The organism is Butyrivibrio hungatei (genome assembly GCF_900101605.1).
In the GTDB taxonomy this organism is placed as follows: domain Bacteria; phylum Bacillota; class Clostridia; order Lachnospirales; family Lachnospiraceae; genus Butyrivibrio; species Butyrivibrio hungatei_B.
The window spans coordinates 24293-37525 of record NZ_FMUR01000023.1; the positions used below are offsets into that span (position 1 = coordinate 24293).

The 13233-nt window shown below is 42.2% G+C and carries 7 protein-coding genes, 2 tRNA genes and 1 other annotated feature; of the genes, 1 reads left to right on the forward strand and 8 read right to left on the reverse strand.

All coding sequences use genetic code 11. From position 1 onward, the window contains the following. Nucleotides 1-5: 5 nt before the first annotated feature. The 8 genes from BLP87_RS14815 to BLP87_RS14855 all read right to left on the reverse strand — a co-directional run bounded on the left by BLP87_RS14815 (nucleotide 6) and on the right by BLP87_RS14855 (nucleotide 12947). Nucleotides 6-1205, reverse strand: coding sequence for a 5-bromo-4-chloroindolyl phosphate hydrolysis family protein (locus tag BLP87_RS14815; RefSeq protein WP_074463367.1), 1200 nt, complete (start codon nucleotides 1203-1205; stop codon nucleotides 6-8). Nucleotides 1206-1388: 183 nt separating this feature from the next. Then, nucleotides 1389-3869, reverse strand: a complete 2481-nt coding sequence (locus BLP87_RS14820) for a glycogen/starch/alpha-glucan phosphorylase (RefSeq protein ID WP_074463368.1) — start codon at nucleotides 3867-3869, stop codon at nucleotides 1389-1391. Between the two features lie 115 nt (nucleotides 3870-3984). Next, nucleotides 3985-5901 carry a flagellinolysin gene (locus tag BLP87_RS15895; protein ID WP_176756669.1) on the reverse strand — a complete coding sequence of 639 codons (1917 nt, stop codon included), beginning with the start codon at nucleotides 5899-5901 and terminating at the stop codon, nucleotides 3985-3987. A gap of 281 nt (nucleotides 5902-6182) precedes the next feature. Continuing rightward, on the reverse strand, nucleotides 6183-9374 hold the full coding sequence (gene ileS / locus BLP87_RS14835) for an isoleucine--tRNA ligase (protein WP_074463369.1): 3192 nt from the start codon (nucleotides 9372-9374) through the stop codon (nucleotides 6183-6185). 53 nt (nucleotides 9375-9427) lie between these two features. Further along, nucleotides 9428-9678: a binding site (T-box leader), on the reverse strand. A 76-nt stretch (nucleotides 9679-9754) separates the two neighbouring features. Then, nucleotides 9755-10825 (reverse strand): threonine aldolase family protein, encoded by a 1071-nt coding sequence (locus BLP87_RS14840; RefSeq protein ID WP_074463370.1) that lies wholly within the window; start codon nucleotides 10823-10825, stop codon nucleotides 9755-9757. A 20-nt stretch (nucleotides 10826-10845) separates the two neighbouring features. After that, complete coding sequence (locus tag BLP87_RS14845; RefSeq protein ID WP_074463371.1) at nucleotides 10846-11316, reverse strand: GAF domain-containing protein; 471 nt, start codon at nucleotides 11314-11316, stop codon at nucleotides 10846-10848. 190 nt (nucleotides 11317-11506) lie between these two features. Next, nucleotides 11507-11579, reverse strand: a tRNA-Gly gene (locus BLP87_RS14850). Between the two features lie 147 nt (nucleotides 11580-11726). Beyond that, a complete protein-coding gene (locus BLP87_RS14855) occupies nucleotides 11727-12947 on the reverse strand; it encodes a class I SAM-dependent rRNA methyltransferase (protein WP_074463390.1) in 1221 nt (406 codons plus the stop codon). Nucleotides 12948-13100: 153 nt separating this feature from the next. Here BLP87_RS14855 and BLP87_RS14860 point away from each other — a divergent pair. Further along, a tRNA-Gly gene (locus tag BLP87_RS14860) sits at nucleotides 13101-13173 on the forward strand. Nucleotides 13174-13233 lie beyond the last annotated feature (60 nt).

Genomic DNA, 13233 nt, shown 5'->3' on the forward strand with positions numbered 1-13233 from the left:
ATTGATTATTCTTTCATCTGCATGGCAACACCACTCTCGGTTAATCCGTCCTGTGCCATCATTGTTTTCATGACTGATATATCTGACGAAATATCCCATGCCATATCCTGAAACATACTGTCAAGCAGTTTCTCAAAAGCCATATTTATGGTATCCATGGCCTGGCTTATTTCTTTCTTGGTCTGAACTATATTTTCCCCGGCATCGGGCTGCTTATCAAGTTCAACATAAGCAGAAAGCAGTTTTCTGGTCGTAGGAAGATAATAATTCATCAGCTTGTGAAGCTCATCCGCGCTCTGGTTGTCCTTTTTTACCTGAGTAAAAATCCTGTTCATTATCTCTTCCAGTCGGTATAGCTTATCGGACATCTCCTCGGTATCGGGGATTACATCATTTATCTTTCTCACAAATTTAATATAGTCATCGCCTTCTTCCAGAATATTTCTGACTTCAGAAGACATTCCGTCAAGGACTGCTTTTTTTGCGGCATCTTGCTCCAGAGCTTTCTTTTCTCTCTCAAGCTTGTCCTTTTCCGCACCGATGTAAAGATTATATGCATTATCGGTGATCATCAGATTTTTCTCCGTGGCATCAAATCTGGCTCTTGGAAGATATCCCGCTTTTATCATGGCTTTCAGTTCCTTAATCACCTCTTTGTCTGTCTTAAGGCACCTTGAAGCAAGCTTACTTATTTCAAAATACTCGGCTTCCCCGACCATTTGTCCGTACTCATAAAATTTCTTGGTAAGATTAAGCTTTTTTGTCCCTTTTATAATCTGAAAAACACAAAACAAAAAAAGAAAAGCCGGAATCGCGACAAGCGGATTCGCTCCCGCAACGAGTAAAGCTGCAAGCGACATCGGCATAAGACATACCGCGCCTATACTGCCAAATATTATCGAACCGGCTCCGTTATACCTGGAAACTCTTTTCATTAAAAAAGGAACCGGCTTTAACGGCTTTGCTTTTGCATAAGGCACATATCCGGTCTGTCGCTGATAGCCATATTGTTGACCGTTCGGTCTATTCTGCCTTCCACTCGCATATGTTGTTCTTCTGTCTATTGATGTGACAGTAACCGCCTTAACCGTATTTGCTATGTCAGAAGCAAGTTTACTGTAGTCATTCTTTTCAATCGCTGTTGAGACATCACGCAAAATTTCTTTGCCCATGTCCGCAAGCTCATCGGGTAAATTTTTTGCCATCTGTTCCTCCATACGCCCACCATTTCTTATTTGACAATTATCAAATAAAAAAGAAGCGTACATATAATCTTAGAGTATTATATCACAAAAGAACGCTTCTCAAAAATACGTCAAAAAAGGGATTCCAAAGAATCGCTTGTATCTTCGGAATCCCACTATTCATGCATATTTCATGCCGTTTTCTTATTTTACGGGAAGTTCCACCTTGTCGAGCTTCCATACTTCATCCACATATTCCTGAATTGTTCTGTCAGACGAGAACTTTCCGCAACATGCCGTATTCATAAGCGCCATCCTGGCCCAGCGCTTCTTATCCGCATAAGCTTCAGATATTCTCCTCTGCGCCTCAAGATATGCCTCAAAATCTTTCAATATAAAATATTGATCGGCCTTTGAAGAATTATTAGTGTTAAGAAGGCAGTTATACAGCGGTCTAAAGAGCTCTTTATTCTTGGAAAAAGTTCCGTCAACCAGCATGTTCAGAACTGCTTTTACGTTGGGATTACTGTTGTAAATGTCCATAGGATTGTATCCGCCGTTCTTCTCATAGTCCATTACTTCCTGAGAAGAAAGACCGAAAATAAAGGCATTGTCCTCTCCAACTTCATTTACAATCTCAACGTTGGCACCGTCCATAGTTCCAAGCGTAACCGCTCCGTTAAGCATCATCTTCATGTTTCCCGTTCCGGAAGCTTCTTTACTTGCAGTCGAGATCTGCTCGGAAACATCCGCCGCAGCAAAGATGAGCTCAGCATTTGATACTCTGTAATCCTCGATAAATACTACTTTTATCTTACCTCCGATAGAGGCATCTTTGTTGATGACATCAGCCACTGAATTAATTAACTTAATTGTTAGCTTAGCAGTTAAGTAGCCTGCTGCAGCCTTTGCTCCGAAGATATATGTCTTGGGATAAAAGTCCTTATTCGGATGGCTCTTGATGTCATGATACTTATACATGACCTGCAGAATATTAAGGAGCTGTCTCTTATATTCATGAAGCCTTTTTACCTGAACATCAAATATGGAATTGGGATCAACTTCTATGTTGTTATGCTCAAGAATATATTTCGCCAAACGCTCTTTATTCTTGTGCTTGATCTCCATAAACTCATCCTGAGCCTTCTTGTCATCCGCATAACTCTTCAGCTTATCCATCTGTGAAAGATCGGTTATCCAGCCATCTCCGATCTTTGCCGTAATCCAGTCTGCCAAAAGAGGATTTGCGTGAAGAAGGAATCTCCTCTGAGTTATTCCGTTTGTCTTATTATTGAATTTTTCAGGCATCATCTCATAGAAATCCTTAAGCTCTCTCTTTTTAAGGATTTCTGTGTGAAGCTGCGCAACACCGTTTACCGAATGTCCTCCGACAATGGCAAGATGCGCCATCTTAACCTGATTGTCGTAAAGAATTGCCATGCTTCTTATCTTTGACTGCACATCAATTCCTGCAGAATTAGTATATTGTCTCATGATCTGATCCACAAATCTTCTGTTTATCTCATCAACAATCTGATATATTCTGGGCAAAAGTCTCTGGAACAGGTCAACCGGCCATTTTTCCAGCGCTTCCGACATTATGGTGTGGTTTGTATAGCAGCATGTCTTAACCGTCACTTCCCAAGCCTCATCCCAGGTGAGATAATATTCATCCATGAGAAGTCGCATAAGCTCTGCGACCGCAACAGTCGGATGCGTATCGTTAAGCTGGAATACCGCTTTGGTGTAGAATTTCTTTATATTGTCATGATCCTTTAAATATCTCTTAAGCGCAGTCTGAACAGATGCGGATATAAAGAAATACTGCTGTTTTAATCTCAGTTCTTTTCCCGCAATATGATTATCGTTCGGGTAAAGGACTTCACAGAGCTGGCTTGCAAGATTTTCCTGCTCTACAGCCTTCTGATAATCGCCCTTGTCAAAAGAGTCAAGCTGGAAGCACTGTATAGGCTCGGCGTCCCATATTCTCAAGGTGTTGACCATACCGTTTCCGTATCCGAGGATAGGAAGATCGTACGGAATTGCTCTTACAACCTGATATCCTTCCTGTTTAAATACTGTCCTTCCGGTATCATCGGTATAGACATTTACATATCCGCCAAACTTAACCTCTTTGGCATATTCACTTCTTCTAAGTTCAAAGGGATTTCCGTTTTCAAGCCATGCATCAGGTACTTCGACCTGATATCCGTCGCGGATTGTCTGCTTGAACATTCCGTACTTGTATCGAATACCGCATCCATATGCCATATATCCAAGAGTTGCCAAAGAATCAAGGAAACATGCGGCAAGTCTTCCGAGACCACCGTTTCCAAGTGCCGGATCGGGTTCTTGATCTTCAACGACATTAACGTCTATTCCAAGCTCATCCAAAGCCTCTTTTACCGCTTTATAAGCCTGAAGATTTATAAGATTGTTTCCAAATGCCCTACCCATGAGAAATTCCATGGACATATAGTAAACTATCTTAGGATCCTGCTCTGCCGCAGCTTTCTGAGTAGTCATCCAGTGATCTATGATCGCATCTTTTATAGCATACGCCGAAGCCTGATATATTTCCTGCGGAGTAGCCTCTTCCATGGTTTTCCTATAAAGTGTCTTAACATTGTATAGCACGCTACGTGTAAATAACTCTTTATCGAATGGGAGCTGTTTCTTCTTCATATGACCCTCCTCATAATGAAAACTTTGCCATAATAAAAAAGTATACTCTTTAATTTTACCGCAAAAAAGTACACTTTTCTATAATATTTAGTAACTCTCTATATGCAGCCTTTCCTTATTGCAATAATGCCAAAACTCCCTGATTGGTCTGATTTGCCTGTGCAAGCATTGACTGACCTGCCTGTGCAAGTATATTGTTATTTGAGAATCTTACCATTTCATCAGCCATATCCGTATCACGAATCTGTGATTCCGATGCCGTTGTGTTCTCAACCACATTGTTAAGGTTTCTGATGGTATGCTCCAATCTGTTCTGCATTGCGCCATAGTACGAACGCATCGCGCTCACATTTGACAACGCTCCTTTGAATTGACCGATTGCTTCTCGGGAATCCTGAGCGGTTCGTGTATTTGTCTCTTGTATTCCGAGTGCGGAAGCAGACAGAGCAAACCTCTTGAGCCCTATCCTGTTTTCTTCCGTAGAATCTGCTCCCACCTGAAGATAAAGAATTGTTTCATCGCTATCCTCGGTACTTTCCTCCGTAGATGCGGCATCAATATTTGTAACATACATTGCCTGCCTGGAAGAAACCGTCGATCCCAAAACACTCGATGAACTTAAGCTCGAGGCAATTAATGATCCTGCACCAAACAATTCTCCGCTTCCGGGGTTACACGCATTTGCAAGTTTAAGCACAAACCCCGCCGCATCAACTCCGCCGGTGTTAACTTCGCTTATAACATCGCTCAACTGCTTTCCGCTTCCCTGTATCACAGAATTTATCACGCCTTCAAACGATTTAATATTTGCAGATCCATTCTTATAATTCTGCTCATTTGCCATCAGCGCGTTAAATATCTTATCTGCTCCGTTTATGAGGCTTCCCTGACTTACATCAGTCTGACCGCTTGCAAGCTGACAAAGATATGCACATGCAAGATATCCGTGTCCATATGGTCTGTCTTCCACAGTCATACCTTCCTTTGGTTTAAGCTGCCTTTTGCCATCAACATGAAAAGTTCCGTTCTTGAGATAACTTCTCACCGCAGCGAGTTTATCGGCTTCTTCTGAAGAACTTTTTACAATATCAGCAATATAGTTATTCCAACCTGTTGTAAATCCGCCACCGACAAGTTGTGCCGTGCCTTCTTTGAACCACTTAGGAAGGTTTCCTTTGCTGTCATCCGCCGGGTCGTAACCTGTACTCATTCCCTCAGAAAGCAATATATCCATAACACCGTGCATAAGCTCGTGTGCAATTGTAGACTCAAGCTCCTGTTGCTGCTTCGCAGTAAGATTTACAGAACTAAAGTCAGCCGAATCCACTTTCATCAGTAAATTTCCCGCTACAAACTCATCATATCCCGGATTTCCGTTATAGAAAGACGACTGCATGTATGCAAGAGTATTTGAAGGACCGTCTATATTTGAAATATCAAGCTTCATGCCATAGGCATCCTCTACGGCCGAATTTGCCGCAAGCTCACTGAGCTTCCCTCCAAGAGAGCCGGACAATTTACTTACAATCTGACTGACTGCTGTCGGAATGTACTCGTTTGCTATCTTAGCTGCGAGCGTTTTCTGCGCAGCACTCATTTCCGTCGCGGAAGATCCGTTTGAAGGGAAAATCTGTATTTCATTAAAGGTTGTCTTTCCCGCTATTGCATTTATCTCTTCTTTGAGCTTGGAAACCTCAGCATTTATATATTCACGATCGGTGTCTGTGAGGGTTCCGTTTGCAGCCTTCACCGCAAGCTGGCTTCCTCTTTGCAACATTTCATGAACTTCATTAAGCGCACCGTCAGCTATCTGGACAAAAGATATTCCGTCCTGTGCATTAGCAGACGCCTGAGTAAGGCCGCGGATCTGACGTCTCATCTTTTCAGATATCGCAAGGCCTGCCGCGTCATCCGCCGCTCTGTTTATCCTATATCCCGAAGACAGCTTCTCTGAAGACTTTGCCTGAACATTGGTTGTTATTCCAAGCTGTCTATTCGAATTCATTCCCGCTAAGTTATGCTGTACTACCATGCTGCATCCTTCTCATTACAAAAAACGATGTCATCAACAACTTTTTTTGCATCCATGCAAAGTAGTCGCATCCTTGCGTTCATACATTATATCGGCTTATAAAATGCGTTATCTTAGCAATTTTAAAAAGATATGACATCTTAAATGAAATTACAGAAATCCGCACTAGCTGCGGATTTCGTGAGAAAGTGATTCAAGAATGCATGTATATATATGCAAAAAGCCCTCGGAAAGCAGTGCTTTCCGAGGGCTCCGAATCAAATCTTATTCAAAAAATTTTTTCATACTTTCTCAACACCGATAGTAACTTTCTCGCCGTTGATATCCCATTCTTTTGCATTGGCAACGTCTGTACCGAATACGATTTCGTTAGCGAGAACCTTTGTTGCGATGCTGTCGTTGTTATCCTTAACGATTGCTGCAAGCTTATCGTTTCCGTTAAGTGATACTTTGATGTGATCCATTACTTCAAAGCCGGAATCCTTACGCATTGTCTGGATCTTACTGATAACTTCAAGTACAAATCCTTCTTTGATAAGCTCTTCTGAAAGGTTTGTATCAAGAACAACAGTGATTCCCCAGTTCTCCTGAGAAATGAACCCTTCCTTCTGCGCGATCTCGATAAGGAGGTCATCCTTAACAAGCTCTACATCAACATCATTTACGTTGAACTTGATGCTTCCGTTTGTATTAAGCTCGTCCATTGTGGCATTACCGTCAAGCTTTTCAAGATATGCCTTGATCGCTCCGATATTCTTGCCGTACTTAGGTCCGAGTGTCTTAAGCTGAGGCTTGAAGCTGTAGCTTGTAAAGTCTCTTACATCATCTGTGAAAGATACTTCCTTAACATTGAGCTCTTCTCTGATTATCTCTTTGTAGAACTCGCCAACAGTCTCTTCTGCCTTAACATACATTGTTCCGATAGGCTGACGGTTCTTGATATTTGCAGCATTTCTTGCCGCACGTCCGAGAACTACGATATCAAGAACTTCCTCCATATCCTTCTCAAGCTTCTGATCGATGAATGACTCATCTACGGCAGGGAAGTCGCAAAGATGGATACTCTCCGGAGCATCAGCGAAGCTGTTTCTTACAAGATTCTGATAGATTTCCTCAGTCATGAAAGGAACCATCGGTGCTGCAGCCTTGCAGATTGTTACAAGTGCAGTGTAAAGAGTCATGTAAGCAGAAATCTTATCCTGTTCCATTCCCTTTGCCCAGAAACGCTCTCTGCTGCGACGAACATACCAGTTGGACATCTCGTCAACAAAGTTATCAAGGGCTTTTCCTGCCTCAGGGATTCTGTAATTTTCAAGGTTTTCATCAACCGCTTTTACGCAGCTGTTAAGTTTTGAAAGAAGCCATTTATCCATTACAGTGAGCTTATCGGGCTCAAGCTTGTAATTAGACGCATCAAATCCGTCGATATTTGCATAAAGCACGAAGAATGCATATGTATTCCAAAGTGTTCCGAGGAACTTACGCTGTCCTTCCTGAACCGCATCGCCTGAGAAACGGCTTGGAAGCCAAGGCGCGCTGTTTACATAGAAGTACCATCTGATCGCATCTGCGCCGTACTTTGCAAGTGCATCAAAAGGATCTACCGCATTTCCCTTGGACTTACTCATCTTCTGTCCGTTTTCATCCTGTACAAGTCCGAGAACTATAACATTCTTAAACGCAGGCTTGTTGAAAAGAAGTGTTGCTTCAGCATGAAGTGAATAGAACCAACCTCTTGTCTGATCTACAGCTTCTGAAATGAACTGAGCAGGGAACTGCTTCTCAAAAAGTTCCTTATTCTCAAATGGATAGTGAAGCTGAGCAAAAGGCATTGCTCCCGAATCGAACCAGCAGTCGATAACTTCTTTTACACGATGCATCTTCTTGCCACACTTAGGACAAGTAATCTCAAATTTATCAATATAAGGTCTGTGAAGTTCTGTAGTCTCAGCTGAAGGATCTCCGGAAAGCTCAGCGAGCTCTTTTCTTGAACCAACTGAAAGCTGGTGTCCGCAGTCATCACACTCCCAGATATTAAGAGGTGTTCCCCAATATCTGTCACGTGAGATACCCCAATCCTGAATATTCTCAAGCCAGTCACCGAAACGTCCCTTACCGATTGACTCAGGAATCCAGTTGATCTCTTTGTTGTTGCGGATAAGGTCGTCCTTAACTTCTGTAACCTTGATGAACCAAGATGAACGAGCATAGTAAAGAAGGGGTGTTCCACATCTCCAGCAGTGAGGATAATCGTGCTCCATCTTAGGTGCAGAGAAAAGAAGTCCTCTCTTATCAAGGTCTTTTAATACCTCGGGATCCGCACTTACAGCGCCCTCATCCATCTCTTTCTGAGTAGGTTTACATCTCATACCGCCAAAGGGTGTCTCTGGCTTTAATTTACCCTCTGAATCTACCATCTGTACAAGCGGAGCGTCATACTTACGTCCAACACGGGCATCATCTTCACCGAATGCAGGAGCGATATGTACGATACCTGTACCGTCTGACATGGTTACATATGTATCACAATAGATAAAGAATGCCTTTTTGTGCTGTTTCTGAGCTTCGTCAGCCGCACACTGATATAAAGGCTCATACTCTTTGTACTCAAGATCTGTTCCTACATATGTTTCAAGAACTTCGTATGCCTTCTCTCCCTCTTCTTTTGCAAGAGAACCAAGCACTTTATCTGCAAGTGCCTCGGCAAGATAATATACATTGCCGTCAACAGCCTTAACCTTGATATATTTCTCATCAGGGTTTACGCAAAGACCGATGTTTGAAGGAAGTGTCCAAGGTGTTGTTGTCCATGCAAGGAAATAAGCATCTTCATCCTTAACCTTGAAACGAACTACCGCTGTGCGCTCTTTCAAAAGCTTATAACCCTGAGCAACCTCATGTGATGAAAGAGGGGTTCCGCAACGAGGGCAATAAGGAACTACCTTGAAGCCCTTATAAAGAAGTCCTTTTTTCCAGATCTCATTAAGAGCCCACCACTCGGACTCAATGAAGTTATCGTCATATGTGATGTAGGGGTGTTCCATATCGGCCCAGAAACCTACTGTGCCTGAGAAATCCTCCCACATTCCCTTATATTTCCAAACGGATTCCTTACATTTCTGAATGAAAGGCTCCATTCCGTATTCTTCAATCTGCTCTTTGCCGTCAAGATTAAGGAGTTTCTCAACTTCAAGCTCAACGGGAAGACCGTGTGTATCCCATCCTGCCTTACGAGGAACCGTATAACCTTTCATTGTGCGGTATCTTGGAATCATATCCTTGATGGCACGTGTAAGAACATGTCCGATATGCGGCTTTCCGTTAGCTGTCGGAGGGCCGTCATAGAACATATACATTTCACCCTTACTTCTGGTATCTACACTTTTCTTGAAAATGTCTTCTTTTTTCCAGAACTCTTCAATCTTCTTTTCTCTGCCGACAAAGTTCATGTCAGTTTCGACTTTGTTATACATTTGAATACTCCTCTCTTTCTCAGAATAAAATAGAAAAGCCTCGTCCTTCTTGTAAAAAGGACGAGGCAATTAATGTACTCTCGTTATACCACCTGTTTACACATACGCGCCAAGATCTGTCAAACAACATCCCGGTTGAATACGCTTCCCGTTAACGCCCGGACACACGTCGAAATCTACTGTAAGTTCAATTTCGCAGCTCAGAAGTGATTTTCTGTAAGTTCCTACTCGCACCGATTCACACCAACCATCGGCTCTCTGATAGCTTTCAAATACCACGTACTGTCTTCGTCATAGCTTTTATCTTCTTAATAATGCTATATGTTACTACTAATCTCCTAAATAAGCAAGTCTGATTTTTAGCCTGATAATATAACTCATCATAAATAGTTAAGTAGTTTCTCCACATCGGCTTTTTCCGTCGCCCAATCTGTAGCAAAACGGATCACGGTATGATCGTCGTCATATTTTTCCCAGAATCCGAAACGGACATTTTTGCTAAGTTCCTCAAGTTTATCGTTTGAAACCACAACAAATTGTTGGTTCGTAGGTGAATCAAGGAATATCTTGTATCCTTTACTCTTAAGTCCCTCTTTCAAAAGCTCCGCTGCCTCAATAGCTTTTTTGCTTATTTCAAAATAGAGATTGTCCGTAAACAAAGTATCAAACTGAAGTCCGAGAAGCCATCCCTTCGCAAGAAGCGCGCCGTGATGCTTGATAACGGGAATCGGATGCTTGGTCGTAACTCCCTTTGTGAATACTACGGCTTCTCCAAAGAGCGCACCGACCTTTGTTCCGCCGATATAGAAAACATCAGCATATTTTGCAATATCCTCTATTGTCACATCGGTTCTTTTGCTCATAAGACCGTATCCAAGCCTTGCGCCGTCGATGAACAGCGGGATATTGTACTTTTTGCAAACACCTGAGATATTCTCAAGTTCTTTTTTCGTATAAAGTGTTCCGTATTCTGTCGGATGTGAAATATACACAGCGCCCGGAAATACCATGTGCTCGTGATTCGCATCCCCATAGAAAGTCGAGATAAGCTTATCCACATCTTCCGCAGAGATCTTACCTACATCCGAACCGTAGTTCTCGGTATCCTTCTCCTCACCATGCGCGGGAACAGTCAGAACTTTGTGTCCCGCATGCTCTATCGCTCCTGCCTCGTGAGCCGCAATATGACCTGTTTCAGCAGCAACAATTCCCTCATATGGCTGAAGGAGCATGTCGATTATTGTCTGATTGGTCTGCGTTCCGCCTACAAGGAAAAAGACCTCTCCGTCGGGACATCCGCACACTTTCTTTATCTTATCCGCAGCGCTCTTGCAGTATTCATCGGTTCCGTATCCGTCAATCCGCTCAAAATTAGTCTCCGTAAGGCGCTTTAAGATCTGCGGATGCGCCCCCTTTGTATAGTCACTTGAAAAAGAAATTCTGTTATCCATACTCTTATCCTCTTTATGCTTCAGTTAAAAGAAACTGCTGAAAAATCTATTACTTCTTCCAAAGTCCTTGCAAACAGTTCAAGTCCCGCCTTGTCATCTTCGTTAAATCTGCCAATACTGGGGCTGTCTATATCAAGTACCCCTACTACTTTGCCATCTTTGTGGATCGGCACAACAATTTCCGAATTGGATGCGCTGTCGCATGCGATGTGTCCTGCAAATTCGTGAACATTTGCAACAAGCTGCGTCTCATCTTTTCCCGCCGCTGTTCCACATACACCCTTTCCAAGCTCTATTCTGATGCATGCGACTTTTCCCTGAAATGGCCCGAGCAAAAGAGATCCCTTATCCATAAGGTAAAATCCTGCCCAATTAAGGTCTTCCATATTCTCATATAAAAGTGCCGAGGCATTGGACAATACCGGAATGAAATTAGGCTCATCTTCTGCCAGAACCTCTATCTGCTTAGCAAGTAACTTGTAATCTGTCATAAATCTTGGTACTCCTTATTAAAACAAATCGTGGATATGATTTTTATCCATATCCACGATTCTAACATCTTTTTATCTTGTGCACAATCTATTCCCGCAGTGCTTTTATACACTGATAAAGAAAATACTTGGAAAAACAAAAAACTCCGAAAAACCATATTTACCAGGCTTTTCGGAATTTAAACCAGAGAGCGATAGACGGGGCTCGAACCCGCGGTCTCCACCTTGGCAAGGTGGCGCTTTACCAACTAAGCTACTATCGCATTTTTTAAAGTTGCTTGCGCAACAGCAACTGTTATGTTATACCAATCAGAAAAATATGTCAACTATAAATGCTTATTTCTAAAGACAAAAGCGCTTCTTTTTATCGAAGCGCTTTTTGAAAATCTTTTTTCATTTTCCCGGTGTTCTTACATCTCATCACAGACTTGATATATCACAAACTTAAGATAATATGACGCCGCTCCGCCAACAAGAATCGGATGATCTGCAGCCTGTTGCCTAAACTCAACCTGCTTAAGCCTTTTGTGCGCATCTCGTGCCGCGTCCTGAATTGTTTTGAGAAATAGCTCTTCATCCATAAAGTGTGAGCAAGAGCATGTTGCGAGATATCCGCCATCCTTAACAAGCCTCATTCCTCGCATATTGATCTCTTTGTATCCGGTTGTAGCTTTTTTTACAGAAGCTCTGGACTTTGTAAATGCAGGAGGATCAAGAATAACGACATCGAACTTTTCACCTTTTTTCTCAAGGTCCGGAAGAAGTTCAAATACGTCAGCACATTGAAATGTTACTATATTCTCAAGTCCGTTGAGTTCTGCATTTTCTTCCGCCTGTTTGCATCCAAGATCTGATGCATCGACACCCAGAACCGATTCCGCGCCGTTTGCTGCGCAGTTAAGAGCAAATGAGCCTGTATGTGTAAAGCAGTCCAACACTTTTTTACCTTTGCAAAAAGAAGCTATGGCTTTTCTGTTATTCTTTTGGTCAAGGAAAAACCCTGTCTTCTGGCCATTTTCAACATCAACGTAATACTTAACACCATTCTCGGTAATGATAACCTTTGTGTCAAAAGGATTTCCGATGAAGCCCTTAATTCTTTCAAGCCCCTCAAGCTCTCTTACCTTTGCATCACTTCTTTCGTATACGCCGCGAATCTTAACTCCGTCTTCAAGAAGAACCTTCTTGCAAAGTTCAACGATAAGCTCTTTCATTCTGTCTGTTCCAAGAGCTAATGACTCAATTACAAGGACATCTGAAAATTTATCAATTGTAATTCCAGGTAAGAAATCTGCTTCTCCAAAGACAAGTCTGCAAGAGAGCTGTTCAATCGGCTCGTTCGTTGCCATAACAGCCTTTCGATATTCCCAAGCGTCACGGATTCTCTTTTCTATAAGTTCCTTAGTCACCGGATGATCTTTCTTACGGGACATCATCCTGACTCTGATTTTAGATGCAGTATTGATAAAGCCATATCCCATGAAATAACCGTCGAAGTCGTGAAGTTCTATAATATCTCCGTTATCAAAAGAGCCTTCCACCTTTTCTATTTCATTATCGTAAACCCAGAGTCCGCCGGATTTAAGCTCTCGTCCCTGTCCTTTTTTCAAAAATACTTTGGCATCAGAAATCTTTATTTCCAAATCTATGTCCTCACTATATTTTTATAATCAAAATTCTATCAACGCAAGATAATATACCACATTTTTGCAAATACATGTTGACAATGCTGTAAATTTATTCTAAAATCAATTCGTTGTCACAGTTGTGATGGCTACGTAAACGCGATAGTAGCTTAGTTGGTAAAGCGCCACCTTGCCAAGGTGGAGACCGCGGGTTCGAGCCCCGTCTATCGCTCTTTGAACCCCGGAAAGTGTTCCGGGATTTTTTTTGCCCTTTTTTATCAAAATAACCATA